The sequence below is a fragment of the Vibrio mangrovi genome (assembly GCF_024346955.1).
GTDB classification, from domain to species: domain Bacteria; phylum Pseudomonadota; class Gammaproteobacteria; order Enterobacterales; family Vibrionaceae; genus Vibrio; species Vibrio mangrovi.
Genome location: NZ_AP024883.1, coordinates 3,393,773 through 3,419,783, shown reverse-complemented (window position 1 = coordinate 3,419,783; position 26,011 = coordinate 3,393,773). Strand labels below are relative to the sequence as shown.

Annotated in this window: 24 protein-coding genes; 16 read left to right on the top strand and 8 right to left on the bottom strand. The window is 45.0% G+C overall.

The genetic code is table 11. The features are described from left to right. Positions 1-36: 36 nt before the first annotated feature. Both glnL and glnA read right to left on the bottom strand, forming a co-directional pair. Positions 37-1,086: a nitrogen regulation protein NR(II) gene (glnL, locus tag OCU74_RS15235; RefSeq protein ID WP_087482789.1), complete on the bottom strand. Its 1,050-nt coding sequence runs from the start codon at positions 1,084-1,086 to the stop codon at positions 37-39. A 315-nt stretch (positions 1,087-1,401) separates the two neighbouring features. Beyond that, on the bottom strand, positions 1,402-2,811 hold the full coding sequence (glnA, locus tag OCU74_RS15230; protein WP_087482790.1) for a glutamate--ammonia ligase: 1,410 nt from the start codon (positions 2,809-2,811) through the stop codon (positions 1,402-1,404). Positions 2,812-3,370: 559 nt separating this feature from the next. Between glnA and typA the strand changes: the two genes are divergently transcribed. From typA to OCU74_RS15210, 4 genes are all read left to right on the top strand, one after another. Further along, positions 3,371-5,194 carry a translational GTPase TypA gene (gene typA / locus OCU74_RS15225; RefSeq protein ID WP_087482791.1) on the top strand — a complete coding sequence of 608 codons (1,824 nt, stop codon included), beginning with the start codon at positions 3,371-3,373 and terminating at the stop codon, positions 5,192-5,194. A 230-nt stretch (positions 5,195-5,424) separates the two neighbouring features. Beyond that, entirely contained in the window at positions 5,425-6,336 is a 912-nt protein-coding gene (locus OCU74_RS15220) for a virulence factor BrkB family protein (RefSeq protein WP_087482878.1), read from the top strand. Continuing rightward, on the top strand, positions 6,308-6,742 hold the full coding sequence (gene dtd / locus OCU74_RS15215; protein WP_087482792.1) for a D-aminoacyl-tRNA deacylase: 435 nt from the start codon (positions 6,308-6,310) through the stop codon (positions 6,740-6,742). The genes OCU74_RS15220 and dtd overlap by 29 nt, the downstream gene beginning before the upstream one ends. Before the next feature lie 21 nt (positions 6,743-6,763). Beyond that, a complete protein-coding gene (locus tag OCU74_RS15210; RefSeq protein ID WP_087482793.1) occupies positions 6,764-7,681 on the top strand; it encodes a bifunctional GNAT family N-acetyltransferase/hotdog fold thioesterase in 918 nt (305 codons plus the stop codon). 9 nt (positions 7,682-7,690) lie between these two features. On the opposite strand, the gene OCU74_RS15205 is transcribed toward OCU74_RS15210, so the two are convergent. The 4 genes from OCU74_RS15205 to hslR all read right to left on the bottom strand — a co-directional run bounded on the left by OCU74_RS15205 (position 7,691) and on the right by hslR (position 13,011). Continuing rightward, positions 7,691-9,628, bottom strand: coding sequence for an AsmA family protein (locus OCU74_RS15205; RefSeq protein WP_087482794.1), 1,938 nt, complete (start codon positions 9,626-9,628; stop codon positions 7,691-7,693). Positions 9,629-9,754: 126 nt separating this feature from the next. Then, a complete protein-coding gene (pckA, locus tag OCU74_RS15200) occupies positions 9,755-11,383 on the bottom strand; it encodes a phosphoenolpyruvate carboxykinase (ATP) (RefSeq protein WP_087482795.1) in 1,629 nt (542 codons plus the stop codon). A gap of 342 nt (positions 11,384-11,725) precedes the next feature. Then, entirely contained in the window at positions 11,726-12,601 is an 876-nt protein-coding gene (gene hslO, locus OCU74_RS15195; RefSeq protein WP_087482796.1) for an Hsp33 family molecular chaperone HslO, read from the bottom strand. Between the two features lie 23 nt (positions 12,602-12,624). Further along, a complete protein-coding gene (gene hslR, locus OCU74_RS15190; RefSeq protein WP_087482797.1) occupies positions 12,625-13,011 on the bottom strand; it encodes a ribosome-associated heat shock protein Hsp15 in 387 nt (128 codons plus the stop codon). 251 nt (positions 13,012-13,262) lie between these two features. On the opposite strand from hslR, the gene gspC reads away from it, so the two are divergent. Genes gspC through OCU74_RS15130 form a run of 12 tightly spaced genes read left to right on the top strand, consistent with a single transcriptional unit; the run spans position 13,263 to position 24,455 of the window. After that, on the top strand, positions 13,263-14,159 hold the full coding sequence (gene gspC, locus OCU74_RS15185) for a type II secretion system protein GspC (RefSeq protein WP_087482798.1): 897 nt from the start codon (positions 13,263-13,265) through the stop codon (positions 14,157-14,159). Positions 14,160-14,192: 33 nt separating this feature from the next. Further along, entirely contained in the window at positions 14,193-16,220 is a 2,028-nt protein-coding gene (gspD, locus tag OCU74_RS15180; protein ID WP_087482799.1) for a type II secretion system secretin GspD, read from the top strand. Continuing rightward, positions 16,195-17,697, top strand: coding sequence for a type II secretion system ATPase GspE (gspE, locus tag OCU74_RS15175; protein WP_143693310.1), 1,503 nt, complete (start codon positions 16,195-16,197; stop codon positions 17,695-17,697). Before gspD ends, gspE begins: the two co-directional genes overlap by 26 nt. After that, positions 17,697-18,920, top strand: a complete 1,224-nt coding sequence (gspF, locus tag OCU74_RS15170; RefSeq protein WP_087482801.1) for a type II secretion system inner membrane protein GspF — start codon at positions 17,697-17,699, stop codon at positions 18,918-18,920. The genes gspE and gspF overlap by 1 nt, the downstream gene beginning before the upstream one ends. A 46-nt stretch (positions 18,921-18,966) precedes the next feature. After that, positions 18,967-19,416 carry a type II secretion system major pseudopilin GspG gene (gspG, locus tag OCU74_RS15165; protein ID WP_087482802.1) on the top strand — a complete coding sequence of 150 codons (450 nt, stop codon included), beginning with the start codon at positions 18,967-18,969 and terminating at the stop codon, positions 19,414-19,416. A gap of 24 nt (positions 19,417-19,440) precedes the next feature. Then, positions 19,441-20,025, top strand: coding sequence for a type II secretion system minor pseudopilin GspH (gspH, locus tag OCU74_RS15160; protein ID WP_087482803.1), 585 nt, complete (start codon positions 19,441-19,443; stop codon positions 20,023-20,025). Continuing rightward, a complete protein-coding gene (gene gspI, locus OCU74_RS15155) occupies positions 20,012-20,374 on the top strand; it encodes a type II secretion system minor pseudopilin GspI (protein WP_087482804.1) in 363 nt (120 codons plus the stop codon). Before gspH ends, gspI begins: the two co-directional genes overlap by 14 nt. After that, complete coding sequence (gspJ, locus tag OCU74_RS15150; RefSeq protein ID WP_087482805.1) at positions 20,352-20,990, top strand: type II secretion system minor pseudopilin GspJ; 639 nt, start codon at positions 20,352-20,354, stop codon at positions 20,988-20,990. The genes gspI and gspJ overlap by 23 nt, the downstream gene beginning before the upstream one ends. Then, on the top strand, positions 20,977-22,005 hold the full coding sequence (gene gspK, locus OCU74_RS15145) for a type II secretion system minor pseudopilin GspK (RefSeq protein ID WP_087482806.1): 1,029 nt from the start codon (positions 20,977-20,979) through the stop codon (positions 22,003-22,005). Before gspJ ends, gspK begins: the two co-directional genes overlap by 14 nt. After that, entirely contained in the window at positions 21,974-23,185 is a 1,212-nt protein-coding gene (gene gspL, locus OCU74_RS15140) for a type II secretion system protein GspL (protein ID WP_159457477.1), read from the top strand. Before gspK ends, gspL begins: the two co-directional genes overlap by 32 nt. 9 nt (positions 23,186-23,194) lie before the next feature. Continuing rightward, positions 23,195-23,686, top strand: coding sequence for a type II secretion system protein M (locus OCU74_RS15135; protein WP_143693312.1), 492 nt, complete (start codon positions 23,195-23,197; stop codon positions 23,684-23,686). A 4-nt stretch (positions 23,687-23,690) separates the two neighbouring features. After that, positions 23,691-24,455 carry a type II secretion system protein N gene (locus OCU74_RS15130; protein WP_143693314.1) on the top strand — a complete coding sequence of 255 codons (765 nt, stop codon included), beginning with the start codon at positions 23,691-23,693 and terminating at the stop codon, positions 24,453-24,455. Between the two features lie 11 nt (positions 24,456-24,466). Here OCU74_RS15130 and cysQ read toward each other — a convergent pair whose 3' ends face one another. Both cysQ and nudE read right to left on the bottom strand, forming a co-directional pair. Further along, positions 24,467-25,288 (bottom strand): 3'(2'),5'-bisphosphate nucleotidase CysQ, encoded by an 822-nt coding sequence (gene cysQ / locus OCU74_RS15125; protein WP_087482810.1) that lies wholly within the window; start codon positions 25,286-25,288, stop codon positions 24,467-24,469. Beyond that, positions 25,285-25,863 carry an ADP compounds hydrolase NudE gene (nudE, locus tag OCU74_RS15120; protein WP_087482811.1) on the bottom strand — a complete coding sequence of 193 codons (579 nt, stop codon included), beginning with the start codon at positions 25,861-25,863 and terminating at the stop codon, positions 25,285-25,287. The genes cysQ and nudE overlap by 4 nt, the downstream gene beginning before the upstream one ends. Positions 25,864-26,011: the final 148 nt, after the last annotated feature.

The following is a 26,011-nucleotide window of genomic DNA, read 5'->3' as shown; positions in this document are numbered from 1 at the left end:
ATTTCGTGTATAAAATCTTAGTTAACCGACAATGATTCAATTTATCGGAAGATATATTGTAAAAGCAGTCCGACCGGGCCAGCTTTCAACATCTATCTTGCCATTGTGCTGATCAATTAAGTTCTGGGAGATTGACAGTCCGAGCCCGCTGCCACCTTCTCTTCCGCTGACCATCGGGTAGAAAAGCGTATCTTGTAACTCATTTGGAATCCCCGGGCCGTTATCAATGATTTCAATTCGTGCAACAAGCTTGTGCCTTTGCCCATGGATATTGGCCTGATGCACTGTTCTGGTGCGAAGTGTGATTTTTCCATGAGGTTGTGATGACAAAATTTGTGCAGCATTGCTGACAATATTCAGTAATGCCTGCTCAATTTGGTCGGTATCCATCATGATATCGGGCAAACTTGGATCATAATCACGTTCGATAACGAGGTGAGAACTGGCATCCAGTTCGACCAACTGGCGTACTTTCTCCAGGATTAGATGTAAGTTTTCAGAACATTTTTTTCCCGGCTTTTGTGGACCAAGTAATCGATCAACTAAGGCCCGGAGTCGGTCCGCTTGTTCTATGATGATCTGGGTATATTCAGTCAGGCTTTGGTCCGGGAGCATTCTTTCCAATAGTTGGGCGGCACCACGAAGCCCTCCCAATGGATTCTTGATCTCATGAGCTAAGCCCCGAACCAGTAGTTTTGCTGCCTGTTGCTGGGCATGTTGATTCAGTTCCTGACTCAGGCGGCGTTGCTGACCTATCTTTCTCATTTCAACCAATAGCATTAGCTGTTTCTGCCAGGTTAGTGGACTCACAGTGACTTCAAGCATGAGTGGTTTTCCGTCAACAACGAATGTTACATCGCTGTCGGTAATACTTTGACCACTTTGCAAAGGTTGTGAAAGCAACGCCAGGTCCAGAGAGGCATGTTGGATCAAATTGGACAAAGGTTGGTTAATAATACGCTTTGCACTCTGTGAAAATAACTGTTCTGCCGAGGGATTCGCATAGCGGACACACAAGGACTCATCCAGTATTAGTGTGGATGTCACAATATTGTTTAATATTGTTGTACTGAGTTCACTACTCATGAATTATCACCATGTTCCAAAATAATGCAATGCACAAAAATGGTGCGTTAATAGAATGAGTATGGCTAACTGAGTGATAAATACAAGTCTCTTATCCCTGAAATCAGGCGAATCACAGCGCGTTGAGCACGATTTCATGACGACTGTAGCCATGGTTTATTACTATAGAGATGAATGCAATTATCTTGCCTGATATGCCCTTTATCTGTGAGGTTCATGTAAAGATTTATCTTGATATTTCAATAAGTAATATTGGGTAAGTAAAAAAAAAGCCCGCCTGATGGCGAGCTTCAATTCGAGAGTTGAAAAACGAATTTATACAGAGTAGTACAATTCGAACTCAACTGGGTGAGTTGTCATATTCAGACGGGTTACATCGTCCGCTTTCAGAGCGATATATGAATCGATGAAGTCATCTGAGAATACACCGCCTGAAGTCAGGAATTCACGGTCTGCATCAAGAGCTTCCAGAGCTTGTTGTAGAGACTCAGCTACAGTTGGGATTTGTGCTGCTTCTTCTGCTGGAAGATCATACAAGTCTTTATCTGCTGCATCTCCAGGGTGGATTTTGTTCTTAATCCCGTCAAGGCCAGCCATCAGCATTGCCGCAAAAGCCAGATATGGGTTTGCTGTTGGATCTGGGAAGCGAACTTCGATACGACGTGCTTTAGGGCTTGGTACCACTGGGATACGGATAGATGCACTACGGTTACGTGCAGAATAAGCCAGCATAACAGGTGCTTCGAATCCAGGAACAAGACGTTTGTACGAGTTCGTTGATGCGTTTGCAAAAGCGTTGATTGCACGTGCATGTTTGATGATACCACCGATATAATACAGTGCTGTTTCAGACAGACCGCCGTATTTGTCACCAGCAAACAGGTTAACGCCATCTTTTGCCAGAGATTGGTGGCAGTGCATACCTGAACCGTTGTCTCCAACAAGTGGTTTAGGCATGAATGTCGCTGTTTTTCCAAAAGCATGAGCAACGTTGTGAATCACATACTTATAGATCTGAATCTCATCTGCTTTTGTAGTCAATGTATTGAAACGGCAAGCGATTTCGTTCTGACCTGCGGTCGCAACTTCATGGTGGTGAGCTTCAACAACAAGTCCCATCTCTTCCATAATCAGACACATTGCGCTACGGATATCCTGAGAAGAGTCAACCGGAGCTACAGGGAAGTAACCACCTTTAACTCCTGGACGGTGACCTTTGTTTCCGCCTTCGAAATCTGAACCGGTGTTCCATGCAGCTTCTACATCATCAATTTTGTAGAAAGAACCGGACATATCAGATGAATATTTGACATCGTCAAACAGGAAGAATTCTGGCTCAGGACCGAACAGAACAGTGTCGGCAATACCTGTAGAACGCATATACTCTTCAGCACGCTTTGCGATAGAGCGAGGGTCGCGGTCGTAACCCTGCATTGTAGCAGGTTCTAAGATGTCACAACGTACGTTCAGCGTTGCATCTTCTGTGAATGGATCTAAAACAGCAGTTGAGGCATCTGGCATCAGGACCATGTCAGATTCATTAATTCCTTTCCAGCCGGCAATAGATGAACCATCGAACATTTTACCTTCTTCGAAGAAGTCTGCATCGATTTGGTGAGCAGGAATAGAAACGTGTTGCTCTTTACCTTTTGTATCTGTAAAGCGTAAATCAATAAACTTAACTTCGTTTTCTTGGATCAGCGATAGAACATTTTCTACTGACATCTTGGACAACCTCCAGTGTTAAATAATCGATAAAAGCGCGATTCGGTTTAGGTTAAGCATCAATTAACTTTGTGTTCATCACGTTAACCGAAGCTAACAAACTCGTTAGCCAAAATCGTGCCACAATTAAAAATCCTTTTAATTCAATGTCTTGATAAAACAATGAGTTCTCTGTTACCAACCATTGCACTAAAATGATTTGCGCCTTGCACTATTATGGTGCGTTAAAAATATGATTGCACCAATACTTGCCAAACTCTCCTCTATTCAGCCCTATGAATAGGCAATTTGTCAAACAGCATTTGATGGTTTTTCCGTCTTTTTCGTAATGAAGGATTTCTGAACAGTGTTCTTTTTATATAAAGAATTTCTGAGACTAAACTGAATAAATACAGAGAAAGAGTACCGGGAAGAGAAATACGCTTGTTTTAGATCACATATTTCTGGGCATTTCTTCAAAATCTGGTACATTATTGAGCGTTTTTTTAATCCCGTATCCGGTTATGCCAAACAAGCCCGGAAAAGGTGGGAACTGAACTTTGAAAGTGATGATGAATCCATGACAACACCACAGATTGATAAATTAAGAAATATTGCGATCATTGCACACGTCGACCACGGTAAAACTACCTTAGTTGATAAGCTATTACAACAATCCGGAACTTTGCAGTCTCGCGGTGAAGTTGAAGAACGAGTCATGGACTCGAATGATATTGAGAAAGAGCGTGGGATCACTATCCTGGCGAAGAATACTGCAATTCTCTGGAATGATTTCCGCATTAATATCGTTGATACTCCGGGACACGCCGATTTTGGTGGTGAAGTTGAACGGATTATGTCAATGGTCGATTCAGTATTGCTGATCGTCGATGCTGTGGATGGCCCTATGCCTCAGACTCGTTTTGTGACACAGAAAGCATTCGATCATGGCCTGAAACCTATTGTTGTTATTAACAAAATCGACCGGCCGGGATCTCGTCCGGACTGGGTTATGGATCAGGTATTTGACTTATTTGACAATCTTGGTGCAACCGATGAGCAACTTGATTTTCAGGTAGTCTATGCTTCAGCACTCAATGGCTGGGCGACGCTGGAAGAAGGTGAAGAAGGTGAGAATATGGAACCTCTCTTCCAGACTATCGTAGACAATGTTGCATCACCATCAGTTGATCTTGATGGTGCGTTGCAAATGCAAATCTCTCAGCTTGACTACAGCTCTTATGTCGGTGTTATCGGTGTCGGCCGGGTGACTCGTGGTACGGTAAGACCAAACCAGCAAGTGAGCATTATTGGTGCAGACGGTAAGAAGAGAAACGGAAAAGTCGGAAGTGTTCTCGGTTATATGGGACTGGAACGGCATGATGTTGAACAGGCAACTGCGGGAGATATCGTTGCGATTACTGGTTTGGGTGAACTGAAAATCTCGGACACGATTTGTGATGTCAATAAGATAGATGCTCTACCTGCGCTTTCAGTAGATGAGCCGACAGTTACCATGACCTTCCAGGTAAATACTTCTCCGTTTGCCGGTAAAGAAGGGAAGTTTGTCACTTCGCGTAATATTCTGGAGCGTTTGGAGAAAGAACTGGTCCATAACGTTGCGCTTCGGGTTGAGCAAACCGATGACCCGGATAAATTCAGAGTCTCCGGCCGGGGTGAACTGCATTTATCAATTCTGATTGAAAACATGCGCCGTGAAGGTTTTGAGCTGGCAGTTTCGCGTCCGGAAGTTATTCTGAAAGAAGAAAATGGTCAGTTGATGGAACCATTTGAGACCGTAACTATTGATGTTCTTGAAGAACACCAGGGCGGTATCATGGAGAATATAGGCATACGTAAAGGTGAGCTAAAAGACATGTCTCCGGATGGTAAAGGTCGTGTTCGTCTGGATTTCGTGATGCCATCACGTGGACTGATTGGTTTCCAAACTGAGTTTATGACGCTCACTTCCGGCTCTGGTCTCCTTTATCATACGTTTGATCATTATGGTCCTCACAAAGGCGGCTCTATTGGTCAACGTAACAATGGTGTGCTGATTTCTAATGCTACGGGCAAAGCGCTGACTTATGCTTTGTTTAATTTGCAGGAACGTGGTCGATTATTTGCTGAACACGCGGATGAAGTTTATGAAGGTCAGGTGATTGGTATTCACAATCGTTCTAATGATCTGACAGTAAACTGTCTGAAAGGAAAGCAGTTAACCAACGTTCGGGCTTCAGGTACTGATGAAGCTCAGGTTCTTTCTCCGGCTATCAAATATACTCTGGAGCAGGCACTCGAGTTCATCGATGATGATGAATTAGTGGAAGTTACACCACTTAGTATTCGGATTCGTAAAAAACATCTGACAGAGAATGATCGTAAGAGAGCGAATCGCAGCTAAAAATAAGCACTAATGTGAGCGTTGTCTGATAAAAGGCGGAACTTTGTTCCGCCTTTTTTATCCGGGATATGAGATAGCCACGCTGTTAATATCTTGCTAGTCTGTTAATCTAAATGCATATTCCTGCGGCATTGATGTTGTGAGAATGAACTATTCTCTAGGTCAACATTCCCTGAATTAAGTAAAGTTAAGGATCATTGCATCATGCTGATGAGGTCTCGGTATTGAATATGAATACTCAACAAATCATGGTCTCTGTTACTGCTTTTTCTCGTTATCTGTGGCGGCGGATTATTCATGACCGTATTCAGGTAAATGCGGGATATCTGGCTTATATTTCTTTACTGTCTTTCGTACCGATGGTGACAGTTCTTCTGTCTGTGTTATCCGCTTTTTCTATTTTTGACGATGCCGGTGAGGTAATCCAAACATTTGTCATTACCCATTTTGTCCCGGCGGCCGGAGAGGCAGTGAATCAGGCGTTACACGATTTTGTTTCCAACACCAGTAAGATGACTGCATTCGGTGGCTTATTTTTATTTATTGTTGCGTTGACGCTGATCTCTAACATCGATAAAACATTGAATTACATCTGGCGGGTTCATCAGAAACGTCGCTGGGTCTTCTCTTTTTCTATGTACTGGATGGTTCTGACACTGGGACCTCTTCTGGTCGGGGCCAGCCTTGCGGTGACCTCTTACATTGCGTCATTGAATCTGGTATCAAATGAAACATTGCATGGTTTTTCACAGTGGCTGCTCAGACGATTACCTTTTCTGCTTTCTTTCGCTGCTTTTACCGGATTATATGTACTGGTACCGAATAAGAAGGTTCGGGTGAGACATGCATTATCTGGAGCTTTGATTGCTGCATTACTTTTTGAAATCAGTAAATCAGGTTTCACTGCTTATATTACCCACTTCCCGTCCTATCAGGTTATTTATGGTGCATTGGCTGCTATCCCAATCCTGTTTATCTGGGTTTATTTTTCCTGGTTAATTGTATTACTGGGGGCTGAGGTTACCGCTTCTTTAGGAGAGTATGATTCCTGGCATGAAGACATGTTAAAATCGGACAATTCGGTTGAGAAATATGTAGAAAAAGGAAAAAACGATGATCGCACTGATTCAGAGGGTAAGTGAAGCATCCGTTGTTGTTGACGGTACTGTCGTTGGTGATATCGGGAAAGGATTATTGGTATTGCTAGGGGTTGAGAAGGGTGACGATGAGGTTAAGGCCAGGCGTTTGGTTGAACGTGTGACAACCTACCGGGTATTTGAAGATGATCTGGGAAAGATGAATCTTAATGTTCAGCAAGTTGGTGGGAAGGTTTTGGTTGTCTCGCAGTTCACATTACCGGCTGATACGAAAAAAGGTACACGGGCCGGTTTTTCTCGTGGTGCAGATCCGGCAGATGCTGAACGGTTATATGACTATTTTTCTGATCAGTGTGCACAGGTTCTCCCGACTGAAAGAGGACGGTTCGCCGCAGATATGAAAGTGTCATTGGTGAATGACGGGCCGGTGACCTTCTGGCTACAGGTTTAGGAAATAATACAGGAACAATTCATGTTTAAGATTATTAGTCCCCAAACTGAGAATCAGGTGAATAAATATTATCTGTTTCGATGGCAGATGCTACGGGAACCGTGGCATCTGCCTCAGGGATCAGAGCGGGACGAATATGATCCGATGAGTCACCATCGGATGATTGTTGACAGCCGGGGGCGGCCGATGGCCGTTGGGCGTTTATATATTACCCCAGATTGTGAAGGGCAAATCCGTTATATGGCAGTAAAAGCCAACCGGCGTAATCGGGGAATGGGTTCATTGCTGCTCGTTACGCTGGAATCTCTTGCCCGTCAGGATGGCGCGAAGCGTCTGGTGTGTAATGCCAGAGAAGATGCTATTGCTTTTTATGAAAAAAACGGCTTCGAACGTCGAGGTGAACTGAGTGACGAACGAGGGCCTGTCCGACATCAGCAGATGGTGAAAAAACTTGATCCAATGGCTAATGTTCAGCGTAAACCACAATGGTGTACCGAGTTACAGGAACGCTGGGAAAGTCAGATTCCGATTAGTGAAAAAATGGGGATCAAAATCAATCAGTACACTGGTTATCAGTTTGAATGTTGTGCGCCGATAAATCCAAATATGAATCCACATAATACGATGTTTGCTGGTTCTGCTTTTACGTTGGCGACATTAACCGGATGGGGAATGGCGTGGCTGCTGATGCGTGAACGTAGTCTCTACGGTGATATTGTGCTGGTGGATAGCCGTATCCGTTATCGTCAGCCAGTACTGGATAACCCGGTTGCTGTGACGTCGCTGGACGATATTAGCGGGGATCTGGATAGATTAGAGTCTGGCCGTAAAGCACGCATTATTGTCAATGTCACCATCAAGAGTGGCGATGACCCCGCAGTTCAGTTCATCGGTACATACATGTTAATACCGAACTATAAGGCATTGATTGGGAAATAGACATTGAGCTCATGGCTCATTTGCTGACTTTTCCTGTGACGTTTTAGATGAATCCGTTTCAGGCGAATCTGTCGCAGAAGAATCAGCTTTTGCCGGATCAAGTAAATTGTAGAGTGTCTGCTTTTCCCCGTCTTTGACGGATAAGGTTAAAGCTCCTTCTTTCGACTGAGTCAGATCCCAGGCTCCGCTGATTGTCGCTTTCAGGTTATTCGTTTTCAACTGAATCTCAGGGATGGAAATTTGTCCGCGATCTCCTGATACTTCGATAGAGTGCACCATAAAATCACTGGGCTGCTCTTTTGTCCCCGGAAGTTGAAGCTGACCGTCCCGGATATCAATATTTAATAATCCGCTCAGCGTGTGGCTAAGAATCACAGAATCTCCGGACAACCCTTGTGCTGAGCCGGAAATATCGGCTAATCCCTGTATATGGAAAGGAAGTTGCCTGATTAGATTCAGGGGAAGACTGTCGGTTTCCACTGAAAATTGCCATGGTGCACCTTTCTGGCCGTATTGCCATTGACCTTTAGCGGCCAGATATCCTTTGGAAAAAGGCACAAAGAGCCGGTCAAGAATCCAGGTATCTTGTTGGTTGTGCATTTCTACCAACCCCTGAGATGCAATGAATTTGTCATAGCTGAGATTATTGACTGAGATTCTGGCAGAGCCCTGCCACAACCCCCACCTCTGATGGTCAAGCAGTAATGCATGATCTACATCGGTATTAATACCCGATAATTGCCAATAGGGTTGATGGGCTAATTGGATGATCTGGCTGTTCCGGATTTTTAACTGTTCGACCTCGACTCGTTGCAGTGGCGGGATGAGTGATTTCAGCCAGGTTAAATCAGGTTCCGAACCCGCTTCGATAAAGACTTTAATTCCTTGGATCTGGAGATCACGAATTTTGGCTGTTTCCGGTGTAATCTCTCCGGAAGCGTGAAGCTGTCCATCCATAAATTTTGCACTGAAATCGTCAATATCCATTTTCTCTGGGGTAAGACTAATACTTATGCTCGGTTCTACCCACATGAGCTCGTCAAGAGAAAGGCTTTCCGCATCCAGTGAAACTTCAGCATGTGTTTGTCCCCAGATGAAATCAGGTTTATTCAGAGATAAATCTGATACGGATAAGTCAAAATTGTTTAACCGGATACGAGGGGTAGTCAACTGGCTGTTTAAAAGATCGAGCCGGTCAATTCGTTGAATATGTTTGCGGATGACATCTCCGAATTTATATTCCAGCTGGTTGAGTTGCGATCGGGATAAATTCACTTTCTCTGCTGTCAGGTTATTGATAGACCAGCGGTGTCCGTCTGTTTCTGCCTGTAGTGAAAGTGATGTGCCACGCCATTTGGCTGAGAGGCTGTGAATCTGACTATTTTGAGGCTGGTAACTACCGGTGATCAGTAAATCGGTTAGGGTTTCCCCCTGCCATATCACCTGATCTGCATGAAGCTGGATATCTCCGTATGGTATCGAAGTATTCGCCTGATACCAGTCCGGATTCTGGATCTGTATATTAAGGCCGTGAATAGCCAGATCATCTGCTGTAGTCACAGACATGTTGCGAATGGCTAATTGATTGAGCTTAACTCTGGGAATGTCTGTCAGCAGAGAAATGTCTCTGCTGGTTAGTGTTATGCCATCGAGGAGCACACTATCCAACACAAGCTGACTTATATGGCTTTGATAGGGATTAATCCAGATGTCCAGTGTCTGAATCGGAGATGTTTCCTGGTCAAACGTTACCTGCTCGAACTGCAGATGATATGGGTACTGGTAACTGACTTGTCTGGTATGAAAAGTCGGAAGCCAGGTTTTTTGAATCAGCCATTGGGTTACTGGTGTTATATAGGGCGACTGAATGATGATAATCCCGAGAGTGATACACGTCAGGAGTAGCAGAATACATACGAGGAATACCCGGATCACGCCAGCTTTCATCTTTTAAGACCATCGGTTAATTCGGTCTAACAGATTGGAACAAAAATCGATTTGCTTCAACAAAATTCGTGTGGTTAGAAAGAAAGCCCCTGAAAATAGGGGCTTGTTGATATCTTTTCGGTGATATTAATCCGCTTGTGGTCCGGCAGAAACCAGTGCTTTACCTTCATCGTTATCGGTATACTTGTCAAAGTTTTTCACGAAACGAGAAGCTAAATCTTTGGCTTTGCTTTCCCACTGCAGAGCATCAACATAGGTGTCACGAGGATCAAGAATATCCGGATTTACACCTGGTAGTGATGTCGGGATTTCAAGGTTAAAGATTGGCACAGTTTTAGTCGAAGCTTTTTCAATGGAGCCGTCAAGGATCGCATCAATAATCGCTCGGGTGTCCTGAATGGAAATACGCTTTCCGGTGCCATTCCAACCAGTATTCACCAGATAAGCTTCAGCGCCGACTGCTTCCATTCGCTTGACCAGAACTTCTGCATATTTGGTTGGATGCAATGTCAGGAATGCAGCACCAAAGCAGGCTGAAAAAGTCGGTGTCGGTTCTGTAATGCCACGTTCAGTACCTGCTAGTTTTGCTGTAAAACCAGACAGGAAGTGGTATTTGGTTTGCTCAGGAGTGAGCTTAGAAACCGGTGGCAATACACCAAACGCATCAGCAGACAGGAAGATTACTTTGCTGGCGTGTCCACCTTTCGATACTGGTTTGACGATATTATCGATATGATAGATCGGATAGGAAACACGAGTATTTTCTGTTTTAGAACCATCATCAAAATCTACGGTACCATCAGTACGGACAGTGACGTTCTCAAGCAGCGCATCTCTGCGAATCGCGTTGTAAATGTCCGGCTCGGCTTCTTTAGATAACTTGATGGTTTTTGCATAACATCCACCTTCAAAGTTAAAGACACCATCATCGTCCCAACCGTGCTCGTCATCACCAATCAGAGCTCGTTTCGGATCTGTTGATAGTGTGGTTTTCCCTGTACCGGACAGACCGAAGAAAACCGCAACATCACCATCTTTTCCCATGTTAGCTGAGCAGTGCATTGCTGCAATTCCTTTCAGCGGCAGGAAGTAATTCATCATGGCGAAAATGCCTTTTTTCATTTCACCGCCGTACCAGGTGCCGCCGATTAATTGCATTTTTTCCGTTAGATTGAATACGGTGAAGTTTTCAGAGTTCAGACCGTGAGCTTCCCAGTTAGGGTTGGTACATTTAGCGCCATTCATCACCACAAAGTTTGGTTCAAATGTTGCGAGCTCTTCGTCACTTGGACGAATGAACATATTCTTCACAAAATGAGCCTGCCAGGCGACTTCTGTGATGAAGCGGACACAAAGGCGGGTATCGGGGTTTGCGCCACAATAGCCGTCGACAACAAACAAGCGTTTACCCGACAGTTGTTTGGTGACAAGTCCTTTCAAGTCATCCCAGACAGCCTGAGAAATGGGCTTGTTATCATTTTTTACGGTGTCGGAGGTCCACCAGAAATTATCTTTCGTGGTGTCATCTTTCACAATGTATTTATCTTTCGGGGAACGGCCGGTGAAAATACCGGTGTCAACAGCCACTGCGCCTAGTTCGGTTAAGACTCCTTTTTCATAGCCTTCTAGGTGAGAAGCTGTTTCTTCCTCGAATAACTGATCATAACTCGGGTTATGAATAACTTCGGTCACATCAGTGATGCCATAAGAGGTAAGATCCATGTTTGCAGCCTTTATTTGTTCCATTACGGTCATAGGTGCTCCTTTGTAGGAATTGTAGAGATTTTGTAAGAATTTTTTATGTAATCTGTACACCATGCTAGCAACGAGGACCATCGAAAACAGGGAGATGGTTCAAAAAATATCCACATTTCCAGTGAGCATTTAAGTGTTTCGTCACATATCTGGGCAAGTTATTTTAACTTATACAAGATAGTTTAGACTAGGTGAGAGAAATTATTAATTTATGAAAATTAAGTGTTGATAATATGTTGAGTTTTATACGGAAAGGCAGTGTTTTATGTTGTATAAGTATCAATAAAGCCAGTTTTTAAACTGGCTTAAAGAATGGAAAAATTGCTTAATAATAGGCGAGAATTAATGAATGGTTTTGTTTTGATCCAGCGAGCGGTAACGTAACTCTTTGATCTCATTTTCGTCAAACTGATAGGTTGTGCCGCAATATTCGCAATGGAGTGAAATGATGGGATCTTTTTCCAGCATTTCCCGGATTTCTTCTTCTGAAATCGCAATGATTGCTGCCCCGCTACGTTGGCGGGAGCATCCGCAACGGAAAGTAACCGGTTGTGGTTCAAAAAGCCGGACGGTTTCCTGATTGTACAGTCGGTAAAGTAATTCATTGGCTTCCAGCGAGAAGAGCTCATTATCGGTGATGGTGTCGGTTAACTGCTCCAGATGTTCAAAGTCTTCAGGAGAGCCTGTGCCATCGGGGATGATTTGCAGGAGCATTCCTGCAGCATTGAGTTTATCTTCCGACTGTCCGGTCCGAATCCATAGACGTGTTTTCAGTTGTTCTGACTGTTCGAAGTAAGTCTCGAGAACATCGGCTAACCGATCGCCTTCCAAAGCAACAATACCCTGATATCTTTCCCCTTTGTCCGGGTCGATAGTAATCACTAGATAGCCTTTTCCCATCAACTGGCACAAAGTCGCATCTTCAGGGATTTCACCTTCCCACCGGGCAACACCACGAACATTCTGCTCGTGATTACCGTTGATGACGGCAAGAGATACCGGGCCGTCACCCTGAAGTTGTATTGTAATTGCTCCTTCAAACTTAAGTGTGGCAGTGAGAAGCGTGGTTGCGACAAGCAACTCTCCCAGCAGAGCCTGAATTGGGGCCGGATATTCCTGACTGGAAACGACTTGTTGATAAACTTCATCCAGTTGTACCAGCTCACCACGTACCGATAATTCGTCAAACAGGTAGCGGTTTAACATATTGCTTGCCATGAAGGAAACTCCAGCTTTGTTCTCTATTGATGTTTAAATTTGATTATATCGCGTCGTTGTTTTTTATCAGGGCGTCTCTCCGGACTCGGGTTGTGTGCATTGAGCTTCCGCTGCATTGCATGAGCTTCCCGCTTCTGAATGCTTTCTGCTGTTTCTGTATACAGCGTCTGTGCTTCAGGTGCTCCCCTGCGTTGGCCTGATATTTTGTCAACGATGACAACTTTTTCTTCTTGCCCTTGTCTAAGCGTGATGATCGCTCCGACTTCTACGATTTTACTTGGTTTAGTCCGTTGCCCATTATAATGGACTTTACCGCCGTCAACCATATTTCTGGCAATTGAACGGGTTTTATAAAATCGTGCAGCCCAGAGCCATTTATCTAGCCGTATCAGCTCTCCGGTAGAACTCATAGTGAAAATCGTCCTTTGAATATGTTGTTTTACTCAATAACAGAGGGATAAATGGTGGTTTATCCCTAGGTTTTCAAGAAAATGATGAAATTTGAGTATAAAACAGTGGATAGTGAATCGGGTATGTTATATTAGTCAGGGTTTTAATACGGCGTGATATGATCTGTTATGCCGATTAATCAGGGATAAATTCAAAGGGTTAGAGATTGCCACAAGTTGACACACTAAAGAACTCAGTACCTGCATTATTCATGTCTTTATTGCGTTCTTTCACTCATTATCAACCATTGCTCAGTACCATTGTCTCTGTTGGGATATGGCTGGGAGCTGTCTGGGTATTCGGACAGCTTGTCTGGGCGCCGTTTGAGACAGTTCAGGTTGCCTCATGGAAACCATCATCTTTGGAACAGCATGGTTCAGTTGATGTTTTTGACGGACAGTTTGTGAAAAACAAAAAACTTTTTGGTGAAGTACAAAAACAGAGTGAAAAAACAGTTGTTCGTGAGACTGCCGTGAATGCACCGAAAACAAAGTTAAATCTGAAACTTGTCGGTGTTGTAGTTAGTGATAATAACAGAGAAGATCTTGCCATAATCGCTTTTCAGGGCGTACAGGCAACTTACGGATTGAAAGAACGGATTGAGGGTACTCGGGTCACATTGGAGTCGGTTTTTAATGACCGTGTCATTATTCGTAACGCGGGAAGAGATGAAACACTGATGCTGGAAGATGTTGAGTATAGTCGTCTTGATACGACCAGAGCTCAGATTCATCCTTCAGAACCAGCCCCGGCTCCGGATGATTTTGTCAATTATGAGAGCGGAGAACGTAGTACTCAGTCGGAACGGCTGGATGAAATAAAACAGGAGATTGCGGATAATCCTCAGGTTTTATTTCAGTATGTTCGTTTATCTCAGATGAAACGTGATGATGATATCATCGGCTATCGTTTGAGCCCCGGACGTTCACCGGAGTTATTTCGTTCTGTAGGATTACAGAATGGTGATATTGCCATCAGACTGAATGATGTTGACTTAAGGCAGGAAAATGCAATGCCTGACATCACCAAAGTTCTATCAGACCTATCGGACGTAAAAATTACGGTGGAGAGAGATGGGCAGACTCATGATATATATATTCAATTTTAATGCAGCGTCACTAGGCATTGAGGGAGTGAAGACGTGAAGTATTGGCTAAAAAAAAGCGCATGGTTGCTACTAGGGAGTTTGATTCTTTCTCCGGCAGCTTTAGCGAATGAGTACAGCGTCAATTTTAAAGGCACAGATATTCAAGAATTTATTAACATCGTTGGTCGTAACCTACACAAAACAATTATTGTCGATCCTTCGGTCCGGGGAAAAATTGATGTGCGCAGTTATGACACACTCAATGATGACCAATACTACGGTTTCTTTCTGAACGTTCTGGAAGTATATGGCTTTGCTGTTGTTGAGATGGACAATGGTGTTCTGAAAGTTATTAAATCCAAAGATGCAAAAACATCAGCTATTCCGGTATTGGATTCAAGTAGCAATACGGATGCAGATAGTGTAATTACCCGAGTGGTTTCGGTGCATAATGTTTCCGTAAAAGAACTATCTCCCTTGTTGCGTCAGTTAGTGAACAATGCCGGAGCTGGTAATGTTGTTCATTATGAACCGGCCAATATTATCCTGCTGACCGGACGCTCAGCCGTTGTCGATCGTCTGGCTCAGATTATTGAGCGGGTTGATCAGGCCGGAAATACGGATATTGATGTTGTCACGCTGACAAATGCTTCTGCTCCGGAAATTGTCCGGATTGTGAGTGCGCTGGATACAAATAAAGAAACGAGAAACCTACCTCAAATTTTACAACCTCAGTTGGTTGCTGATGATCGTACCAATTCGATTCTGATTTCCGGAGATCCGAAAGTCCGGAAAAGAATCGTACGGCTGATTAAACGTCTGGATGTTGAAATGGCGACGAAAAGTAACCACCGGGTTGTTTATCTGAAATATGCCAAAGCTGAAGATTTAGTCGATGTCCTGAAAGGTGTTTCCGATAATATTCAGTCGGAGAAACAGGGGGATCAGAAAGCTTCTACGTCAAGCCGCACTGATGTCACGATCGCAGCTCACAAAGATACCAACTCTCTGATATTGAGTGCTCCACAGGATATTATGAAGCCGCTACTGGACGTAATTAGCCAGTTGGATATCCGCCGGGCCCAGGTTTTAATTGAAGCACTGATTGTCGAAATGTCCGAAGGTGAAGGGATTAATCTTGGGGTGCAATGGGGCTCGATTGAGAGTGGTTCGGAAATTCAGTTTGGTAATAGCGGTGCTTCTATTGGTGATGTGATGGTCGGTCTTGAAGAGGCCAAAGATCAGGTCAGTACCGAATATTACACAGATAATAATGGTAATCGGCGACCTTACACGACGACAGAATCCGGAGACTACAGCTCATTGTCTGATGCTTTGAGTGGTGTTGAAGGTGCGGCAGTGAGCATTGTCATGGGCGATTGGACCTCTTTGATTAGCGCTGTCTCGAATGATTCCAGCTCAAATATTCTGTCATCACCCAGTATTACTGTGATGGATAACGGTGAGGCTTCTTTTGTTGTTGGAGAGGAAGTGCCTGTATTGACTGGTGCGACTTCAAGTTCAGGGAACGATAATCCTTTCCAGACTGTCGATCGGAAAGAAGTTGGTATCAAATTAAAAGTTGTTCCTCAGATTAACGAGGGTGATTCGGTTCTGCTTAATATTGAGCAAGAAGTTTCGAATGTTCTGGCTGCTGACGGTGCGGTTGATGTGCGGTTTGCTAAACGTCAGTTGAATACATCGGTCATGGTGAAAGACGGTCAGATGCTGGTTTTAGGTGGAATGATTGACGAGCGGACTCAGGAAAGTGATTCGAAAGTACCGTTGCTTGGTGATATTCCTCTGTTGGGCTATTTGTTCCGCTCAACCAGTACCAAAGTTGAGAAACGCAACCTGATGGTATTCATTAAGCCGACAATTATCCGGGATGGCGTTACCGCCGATGGTGTGACTCAGCGGAAGTATAACTTTATTCGTGCTGAACAGCTTGTCAAAGCGGAAAGAGGTCTGAAATTGATGGGTGATAAGAAAACACCGGTATTACCTACATTCGATTCGCAGATCCATTATCCGGCAGAATTAAAGGCATTTCTCGATCAGGTTCCTCAGGAACAGGAGTAGAGTTGTGCAGCGTTTACCTTTTAGTTTTGCAAGCCGGTATAAGTTAGTGTTTGATGCCTCGCATGAGGAGGATACGCCATGTCTTTATTATGTTGAACCAGCGTCAATTTCAGCTTTAGCCGAGGCACGACGGGTCTTGCAGAAGTCATTTGAGCTGGTGGCTCTTTCTGAATCGGAATTTGAATCAAAGTTAACTCAGGTCTATCAGCGTGATACTTCTGAAACACGACAACTGATGGAAGACTTAGGTGCTGACAGTGACGATTTCTTCGCACTGGCTGAAGAATTACCAAATAATCAGGATCTGCTGGATTCTGATGACGATGCTCCAATTATCAAACTGATTAATGCCATGTTGAGTGAGGCTATCAAAGAAGAAGCCTCTGATATCCATATTGAAACCTTTGAAACATCATTGTCGATCCGTTTCCGGGTTGACGGTATGTTGCGGGAAGTTTTATCTCCGAGCCGTAAATTAGCACCGCTGCTGGTTTCACGTGTGAAGGTTATGGCAAAGCTGGATATTGCGGAGAAACGGGTGCCTCAGGATGGTCGTATTTCTTTGAGAATCGGTGGCCGGGCTGTGGATGTTCGTGTGTCTACAATGCCGTCATCTCATGGCGAGCGTGTGGTGATGCGTATTTTAGATAAAAATGCTACCCAAATGGATTTATACAGTTTGGGTATGACGGAGCAGATTTTTGTTCGATTCAGGGAGCTTCTGCAACGACCACATGGGATTTTATTGGTTACCGGACCAACAGGTTCTGGTAAATCGACCACACTTTACGCCGGCTTACAGGAATTGGATCGGAATGAGAAAAATATTCTGACCGTTGAAGATCCAATTGAGTTTGATATCGATGGTATTGGTCAGACTCAGGTGAACCCAAAAGTTGATATGACATTTGCCCGCGGGCTGAGAGCAATTTTGCGTCAGGATCCCGATGTCGTGATGGTTGGAGAAATCCGGGATCTGGAGACGGCACAGATTGCCGTTCAGGCTTCTCTGACTGGCCACCTGGTGTTGTCAACATTGCATACAAACACTGCGATAGGTGCGGTGACGCGTCTGAGAGATATGGGCATCGAATCATTTCTTGTCTCTTCATCTCTGGTTGGTGTTCTGGCTCAGCGTTTGGTCCGTACCTTATGTCCGGATTGTAAGCAGCCATTTGAAGCAGAGAAAGAACAGCGCAATCTGTTTGATTTGCAGGAAGATGAAAGTCTGACGTTATATGCGCCGAAAGGTTGTGAAAAGTGCCATTTCAAAGGGTATCGGGGACGAACCGGGATTCACGAACTGTTGGTGATTGATGAAAAGGTCAAGTCACTGATTCACACCGAAGCCGGTGAGCAGGCGATTGAAGAACGGATCAGGGAATCATGTCCGAGTATTCGTATGGATGGACTGAATAAGGTTCGGGCTGGTGTCACGACACTTGAAGAAGTGTTACGGGTGACTGAGGAGGTTTGATGGCTGCGTTTGAATATCAGGCACTCGATCTCAAAGGTAAACGTAAGAAAGGCGTGATCGAAGGAGATAGTGCTCGTCATGTCCGCCAGCGTTTGAAGGAGCAGGGACTGACACCAATTGCCGTTGAAGCGACACAGGTTCAGAAAAATAGTCAGACCAAGAATAGTGCTACCACTTGGAAAAGAGGGATCCGGGCGACGGATCTGGCTTTACTGACCCGGCAGTTGTCTACGTTGATACAGTCTGGGATGCCGTTGGAGTCATGCTTGCAGGCCGTCATAGAACAGACGGAAAAACCGCGGATTCGCAGTGTTCTGACCCGGGTCAGAGCGAAAGTGACAGAAGGGTTTACATTAGCCGACAGTATGGCGGACTATCCGCACATTTTTGATAGCCTGTTCCGGTCAATGATTTCTGCCGGTGAGAAATCCGGGCATCTGGATATGATTTTGAGCCGGTTGGCCAGCTATACCGAAAACCGGCAGAAGATGCGATCAAAGTTGTTGCAGGCCTTGATCTATCCAATTGTTCTGGTTGTTTTTGCGGTTACGATTGTTGCTTTTCTTCTGGCTGCAGTTGTGCCGAAAATCGTAGGACAGTTTATTCAGATGGGACAAACACTGCCGGCATCAACCCAACTCTTGTTAAATATGAGCCATTTTGTTCAGGAATGGGGCTGGTTGGTCTTACTACTGGTGTTAGGCGGATGGGCGTTGCTTCAGTCTGCTTTAAAACGGCCACATATCCGATTTGCTTTTCATCGCAGGCTAATGAGTGTTCCGATGATAGGGAAAATTGTTCGGGGGCTGAATACCTCTCGTTTTGCCCGGACTTTGGCAATTTGTTCTTCTAGTAGTATCCCGATTCTGGATGCAATGATCGTTGCTAAAGATGTCGTTGAGAATACCTACATGAAGCAAAAAGTACAGGAAGCTGCGGAATCTGTCCGGGAAGGTGCCAGCATCCGGAAGTCTTTGCAACAGACTCAGCTCTTTCCTCCGATGATGCTACATATGATTGCCAGTGGGGAACAGAGTGGTGAGCTGGAAAAAATGTTGATTAGTGCTGCGGATAATCAGGATGAACAGTTTGAAGCGACAGTCAATATTGCTTTGGGTTTGTTTACACCAATGTTGATTGCATTAATGGCTGGATTGGTTTTATTTATCGTGATGGCAACCCTGATGCCGATTTTAGAAATGAATAATTTGATGACACGCTAAGTTTTAGCTGTTCATTGGTTAAGAAAACGTGAATGTTGGAGTAGGAATGAAAATAAGAAAGCAAATGAGCAAACAAGCTGGTTTTACTTTGCTGGAAGTGATGGTTGTAATCGTCATTCTTGGATTGCTGGCGAGCTTTGTGGTGCCGAATCTGTTAGGTAATAAAGAGAAAGCCGATCAGAAAAAAGCGATTGCTGACATTGTTTCTCTGGAGAATGCTCTGGATATGTACCGGTTGGATAATAATGTTTACCCGACAACAGATCAGGGGCTGGAAGCCTTGGTTGAGAAGCCATCTAATCCGGAGCCTCGTAATTATCGTGATGGTGGTTATATCAAACGTCTTCCGCAAGACCCATGGGGCAATGACTATCAGTATCTGAGTCCTGGTGATAAGGGCAAGATCGATGTCTTTAGCTATGGCGCCGATGGTCAGGAAGGCGGTGACGGAAATAATAGCGATATTGGTAACTGGAATTTGCTTGACTTCCAGTAACGGCTACCTGGGTAAATAGCGCTCATGAAATACCATCGTGGTTTTACTCTGCTAGAGATTATGCTGGTTTTGGTGGTGATATCACTCGGCAGTATGGTCGTGGTGATGTCCTTACCTGATAGTTCTCAGGATGATGTACAACAGACTGCTGAACGACTCTATCAGCGATTACAGCTTTTGAGTGAAGATGCGATTTTTAGTGGGAGAACTTACGGTCTTTATGTGGATGAAAAGAAACATGAATTCCGTTTTCTGATGCTCTCGGGAGAGGGCTGGAAGCCACTTGAATCGACATCAGAGATAAACGGTGTATTGACTGCTGAGGAAGGTATTTCTTTTCGCTTTGAGCCGGGAGGCGGTGTCTGGAATAATCCGGAGCGGCTTTTCAGTCAGGAATCGTTGTTTGAAGAGATGGATTTCCCGGAAGACGATGACAAGAAGCCGATACCGCCACCACAGGTCTTTATCCTTTCCAGTGGTGATGTTACTCCTTTTTCTATTCAGTTCTGGGCTGATTCTACGCCGGACTCGCTGTGGTTGGTTGCCACAGCTGAAGATGGCGAACTTCATATTCAGACACCATCGGAAAATGATGATGAAGCAAGCTAAGGGAATGACATTGCTGGAAGTGCTGATTGCATTGGCAATCTTTGCGACAGCGTCGATCAGTATAATCAAAGCGGTCAGCCAGCATGTGAATACCGTACAGACGCTGGAAGAAAAGATGTTTGCAGCGATGGTCGCTGATAATCAGATGGCTCGTATCATGCTTGCTCCCGAAACATTGGCTGCTCAGGAAGGAACTGAAGAAATGGCTGGAAACACCTGGTACTGGAAAGTGACATTGATTGAAACTTCTGATGATTTGCTGAAAGCATTTGATGTCAGTGTCTCCCAAACGAAGTCTGGCCCATCGGTTGTTGTTGTCAGAAGTTATGTTGCAAATGAAGCATCGTAATCAGGGGTTTACTTTAATTGAAGTGCTGGTGGCTCTGGCAATTCTGGCGAGTCTGACGATGGCTGCTTATCAGGTTCTGAATCAGGTTCAGCGCAGTAATGTCGTGAGTAAAGAGAGTGAGATACGTCTGGGAGAAATACAGAAAGCACTGGCGGTCATGGATAGTGATTTCCGCCAGATGGCGTCCCGTCAGTTTCGCAATCAGGGAGAAGAACCTGGTGCTCAGTTGCTGTGGATGCAAGATGGATTGTTATCTTCAGAGGGGGTTGGAATTCTTTTTACCCGCCATGGCTGGGTGAATCCCCAAATGCAGTTTCCCCGCGGAGATATTATGAAAGTTGGGTACCGTCTGATCGAAGATCGTCTGGAAAGGATTTGGTGGCGTTATCCCGATACAGTGGCTGGTGATAACGGCATTGGCCGGCCATTGTTGACCCAGGTTGAATCGATGAGTTTCCGTTTATATCGCAATCACCAATGGGTTGAACGCTGGGAAGATAAAGGTGTTTTGCCTGAAGCGATCAGTGTGAAACTGACCCTGAAAGATTACGGACAGATTGAGCGGATTTATCTGGTTGCCGGAAGTGAACTGAGTTTATCAAATGTATCCGATTAGATCGTTGAGAAAACAACGCGGCGTTGCCCTGATCATTGTGTTGCTGTTACTGGCAATGATGGTTTCTATTGCTGCTACGATGTCGGAACGCTTATTCACTCAGTATCATCGTTCCGGGAATCAACTCAGATATCAGCAGGCTTATTGGTATAGTCTGGGGGTAGAAGCATTAGCGAAATCGGCGATTGAGCAGAGTTATGAAGATGATGATGAAGCTGTGAATCTGAGTCAGCCCTGGGCTGTGAAAGATAAAGAATATCCGTTGGATTTCGGGACTGTTGAAGGAAGCATTCGGGATATGCAGTCTTGCCTGAATGTGAATGTCCTGTCTGGGATTGAGTGGAATCCTGCCGATACGGGAACACCTTATCTGATTCAGACGCTACAGCATTTGATTGAGTCAGTGGAAAGCGATAGTTATCAGGCAGAGATCGCCGCAAACTCTATCTGGGAATTTATTGATACAAATCGTTCGATTAATACAACCAGTGGTGTAGAAGATAATTTTTATGAGTCGATGTCACCGGCATATGATGCACCTGACAGTTTGTTGGCCGATGTTGACGAATTAAGAGCAGTACAAGGTGTCAGCGGTAAAATCATGATGAAAAGCATTCCTTACTTATGTGCTTTACCAACTAAGGAGTGGCGGCTAAACGTCAATACACTTTCTGTAGAACAGGCAAATATTTTAGCTGCAATGTTTTACCCTTATCTTAGTTCGTCGGCTGCAGCTCAGTTGATTGAAAACCGTCCTTATTCCGGATGGAGCAGCTTAGATGACTTTTTGGAGCAGGGAGAGCTGAGTGGTGTCGATGAGACTGTAAAATCATACGCAACCGGGTATCTTGGTGTCGACAGCCATTATTTCGAGTTAGACGCTCAGGTTATGGTCGATGATGCCCGGGTGAGGGTGCGGAGTTTAATGTTTAGTAAAGATAGAAAAGATGTGACGGTCATTCGCCGTCGCTATGGAGGAGAGCGTGAGCGAATATCTGCTCGTCCGGCTGAGTAAGCAACCACAAGCCAAAGCACATTGGTGGATCGGTGCAGAGCATGCGACAACGATAGAGAGATCTGGAGAAATTGCATCCTGGACCGAACTTGATGAGCTGGTTCCTCATGCTGAGGGAAGGCCTGTGATTGTACTGCTTTCCGGGGCCGATGTGGTGATGAAAACTGTCACATTACCGGCTGGAGGTGCGCGTCAATATGAAAAAATGTTGCCTTATCTGGTTGAAGATGAGTTGGCGCAAGATGTAGAGACGTTGCACTTTTCCGTATTGGCGAAACAGGATGACCGGGTATATACGGCAGCCGTGGATCGCGACTGGCTGAGTTGTATTCTGGAGCAGTTTGAAGCTTCTGGACTACAGGTTGAGAATGTTCTGCCGGATGTTCTGGCTTTGCCTGCTGAAGAGAATGCAACGGCAGTTCAGTTAGGAAATGAATGGTTAATACGGCAGGGGCAATTTTCCGGTGTCTGTATTGAGCAGTCATGGATGCCGATATTTACTCAGGTGGATGAACAAGATGAGGAAAGCCCGGAACTGGCCGTAACATCTTATAGTCGCGTACCTGAGCTGGGAGAGTCAACTACACAAGTCTGGACAGAGAAGCTGGTTGATTCAATTGAAGTACTTCTGTACCGGGGCGCATTAAGCAGCCCGATGACATTATTGACCGGTGCCTTTAAGAAGTCCTCTTCCTGGATGAAATACTGGCAGATTTGGCGAGGTTGTCTCATTGCTCTGGCTGCTTTAATTACATTGTTGTTTATTGACCACACGGTTGATATCCGGCGAATGTCTCAGGAGGCTACGGCACTGAGGTCTGAAAGTGAGCATATTTTCAGAACCCTGTTCCCGGATCGGCATCGGATTCCGACAGTCAGTTATCTGAAGGGGCAGATCACGGATGAGATTAATAAATTGTCTGGTGGTGAAGGGAAAGATGCTGCGTTGTCCCTATTTACCTCGTTAGCTGAGACGATTGGGAGTATTCAGGGGATTCAGCTTCAGCGTATTCACTATGATGGGATGCGGGAAGATATCCGTATTGATGTGCAGGGTGCTGATTTTCAGGCATTCGAAGCAACCCGACAAAAACTGTCTGAGCAGTTTGATGTACAGCAGGGACCACTGAACCGGGATAATAATCAGGTTTCTGGGTCTTTCATCTTAAAGAATAAGTAGGTGAACGGTATGAATCTATGGGTGAATCGTTGCTATAGCTGGTGGAAGACGTTGTCCTCCAGAGAGCAGAGATTATTACTGGCCACCGTAAGTTTAAGTGTACTGGCGTTATTATATGGCGGTATTGTTCGCCCGATGCAAGAACAAAGTCTTCTGGCTGAAAACCGATTAACATCGGAACAAAATTTACTGGCGTGGGTCACTGAACAGGCAGATCTGCTGATTCAGCTACGGGGACGGGGCGATACAACTGTTTCTGAAGAACCTTTGAATCAGGCTGTTGCAGGTTCTACCAGTAAATTTGGGATCCAGCTGATCCGGATGCAGCCTAAGTCTTCAGGGCTACAAATTTGGATTGAACCAGTTTCGTTTAACCAATTTATCGATTGGCTGGCTTTTTTGCGCCGGCAATACGGTATTCGGGTTATGGTGATGGATATTGATAGGGCTGAGAAAAATGGCATGATAGAAGTAAAACGCCTGGAATTCATTCGAGGTTAAAAAAGTGAAGATAAAAATTATGTATGTCGTTGGTTTGGTTTTTGTGTTTGTGGTCAGTGTTCTCGTCCACTTACCGGCAAGTATGGCTTTAAAATTTATTCCTCAGCCCCGAGAGTTATCTTTAAGTGGTGTCGGGGGTACTTTATGGCAGGGAGAGGTTCAGTCCGCCAGGTGGATGAATCATGATTTGGGTTCACTGGCATGGAAGTTACGTCCTCTTGCTATATTTACAGGGAATATTTCTGCGAATGTTGCATTAGGAAAGCGCCATGAATCGGCCCTAAGAGGTACGGGGGAAGTCGGAATTGGCTTCACCGGGATTTATGTACGGAATTTATCACTTTCTGCTCCGGCCCGGGTTGTTGCAGAAAATATGAACTTACCGGTTCCGGTCAATGCGGAAGGTGCTTTTAAAGTTGTGATCCAGAATTATCGGTATCGTTCACCGTTTTGTGCTCAGGCTCAGGGAGAGATCACCTGGACGAACGCACAGATATCTATGTTGGCTCAATCGGTGCCACTGGAAAAAGTTTCAGCCCGGCTCGCGTGTGAGGATAGTCAGATTAGCCTGAAAGGCCAGCAACTATCAGATATGGTGCAGAGTGAGTACTCAGTGACACTGACACCGAAAGAGGACTATCAGCTGCAAGGGTGGGTGAAACCCAGTGCTCATTTCCCCAGATTGTTCAGTCAGTGGATCCAGACACATGCATCGACCGATGCTGAAGGGCGTTATTCATTTCAGTCGAACGGAAGGCTCCCCAACTGAATGGGTTGGGGTTAACCTTTATGCATTAAAATATCTTTCCAGGGAAGATTAGGATCCCCGATTACAATGAAATTGGGGTTTTCCAGTGTTTCTCTGAGATTGTAAGAAAGAGGTGATAACTGGGTACTGAGGATCCTTCCTCCTGCTTCTTCAACAATACATTGCGTTGCTGCAGTGTCCCACTCTCCAGTTGGCCCCAGTCTCAGATAGCAGTCAACAGCCCCTTCTGCAACGAGGCAGGCTTTTAATGCTGCCGAACCGAGCGGAATGAGATCGTAATTCCATGCAGGACTCAGACGGTTTGTTATCCAGTTGATATTCTGACGACGACTGATTGCGATAGAGATCGATTGTCCGGGAAATTCGTGGTGATGGGTACGGATCCGCAGACTTTCTGACATGTCTGGTATTTTCCAGGCGCCTTTGCCCCGGCAGGCGTAATAAGTGACTCCGGATACGGGGCCGTAAACAACTCCCAATACCGGCTGATTATTTTCGACCAAAGCAATGATTGTGGCAAAGTCTCCGCTACGGGCAATGAACTCCTGAGTTCCGTCCAGTGGATCGACTAGCCAGTATTGTGACCATTCTGAACGTTTTTCCAGACTGATATCTGCAGCTTCTTCGGAAAGTACCGGGATAGATGGTGTTAAAGACTTAAGCTTTTCCGTAATAAATTTATGAGCTGCCAAATCTGCACTGGTCACTGGTGTCTCATCGGACTTTGTAAATGATTCATAGGATTTTGTTTGGTAGTAATCCAGAATCAGTTGCCCGGCAGAGCGGGCAATTTCAATAACTTGAGGTAATAAGTGTGAGTGATCCCGGTTCATAGTGCGTTTGCCTCCGGGAGTAGGTTATTCTGTTTCATATAACGTAAGGTCAGGAGAAGAGCCGTTACGCTTCGGGCTTCACAAAAATCGAGATGTGTCAGAAGTTCCTCGGCCTGAGACAGAGGCCAGCGAATCACTTCTAACGGTTCCGGTTCGTCGCCGACGAGCTGTTCAGGATAGAGATCCTGCGCGATGAACAGTGTCATATGACCCGAAAAATAAGAAGGTGCAAGCACGACTTCCTTTAAATAGGTCAGGTTGTTGGCACCAAATCCCACTTCTTCTTTGAGCTCGCGTATAGCTGCTTCTTCTGCACTTTCTCCGTGATCAATCAATCCTTTCGGAAAGCCTAACTCGTAGCGTTGTGTCCCGGCTGCGAATTCTCGGACCAGAAGAATATCTCCCTGAGCAGTGACAGGAACCATCATCACAGCGTGGCGTCCACTGGGACGCATACGTTCATAGGTCCGTTCTTCACCGTTTGAAAAACGTAAATCCAGAGATTCCACAGTAAAAAGGCGCGATTTGGCAACAGTTGTGATGCTCAGGATCTCAGGACTCTGCTTGGACGTCATGCCGATACTCCTCCGTGATATCTATAGCTTAACTATATGAAAAAACTTATAGGGATGAAAACACTTGTCTGTCGATATTCACAGTAGTTTTACCAACAAAAGTCACATAATAGAAAGTCGATGCCATGACATCGACTTTTCTGACATA

Coding starts and splice junctions, on each gene's coding strand:
- typA (WP_087482791.1), top strand. CDS start 3,371: ATGACAACACCACAGATTGATAAATTAAGAAATATTGCGATCATTGCA.
- gspG (WP_087482802.1), top strand. CDS start 18,967: ATGAAAATAAGAAAGCAAATGAGCAAACAAGCTGGTTTTACTTTGCTG.
- glnA (WP_087482790.1), bottom strand. CDS start 2,811: ATGTCAGTAGAAAATGTTCTATCGCTGATCCAAGAAAACGAAGTTAAG.
- OCU74_RS15205 (WP_087482794.1), bottom strand. CDS start 9,628: ATGAAAGCTGGCGTGATCCGGGTATTCCTCGTATGTATTCTGCTACTC.
- pckA (WP_087482795.1), bottom strand. CDS start 11,383: ATGACCGTAATGGAACAAATAAAGGCTGCAAACATGGATCTTACCTCT.
- nudE (WP_087482811.1), bottom strand. CDS start 25,863: ATGACGTCCAAGCAGAGTCCTGAGATCCTGAGCATCACAACTGTTGCC.
- gspF (WP_087482801.1), top strand. CDS start 17,697: ATGGCTGCGTTTGAATATCAGGCACTCGATCTCAAAGGTAAACGTAAG.
- cysQ (WP_087482810.1), bottom strand. CDS start 25,288: ATGAACCGGGATCACTCACACTTATTACCTCAAGTTATTGAAATTGCC.
- hslR (WP_087482797.1), bottom strand. CDS start 13,011: ATGAGTTCTACCGGAGAGCTGATACGGCTAGATAAATGGCTCTGGGCT.
- gspI (WP_087482804.1), top strand. CDS start 20,012: ATGAAGCAAGCTAAGGGAATGACATTGCTGGAAGTGCTGATTGCATTG.
- OCU74_RS15135 (WP_143693312.1), top strand. CDS start 23,195: ATGAATCTATGGGTGAATCGTTGCTATAGCTGGTGGAAGACGTTGTCC.
- gspJ (WP_087482805.1), top strand. CDS start 20,352: ATGTTGCAAATGAAGCATCGTAATCAGGGGTTTACTTTAATTGAAGTG.
- OCU74_RS15220 (WP_087482878.1), top strand. CDS start 5,425: ATGAATACTCAACAAATCATGGTCTCTGTTACTGCTTTTTCTCGTTAT.
- OCU74_RS15210 (WP_087482793.1), top strand. CDS start 6,764: ATGTTTAAGATTATTAGTCCCCAAACTGAGAATCAGGTGAATAAATAT.
- glnL (WP_087482789.1), bottom strand. CDS start 1,086: ATGAGTAGTGAACTCAGTACAACAATATTAAACAATATTGTGACATCC.
- gspK (WP_087482806.1), top strand. CDS start 20,977: ATGTATCCGATTAGATCGTTGAGAAAACAACGCGGCGTTGCCCTGATC.
- gspH (WP_087482803.1), top strand. CDS start 19,441: ATGAAATACCATCGTGGTTTTACTCTGCTAGAGATTATGCTGGTTTTG.
- dtd (WP_087482792.1), top strand. CDS start 6,308: ATGATCGCACTGATTCAGAGGGTAAGTGAAGCATCCGTTGTTGTTGAC.
- hslO (WP_087482796.1), bottom strand. CDS start 12,601: ATGGCAAGCAATATGTTAAACCGCTACCTGTTTGACGAATTATCGGTA.
- gspC (WP_087482798.1), top strand. CDS start 13,263: ATGTCTTTATTGCGTTCTTTCACTCATTATCAACCATTGCTCAGTACC.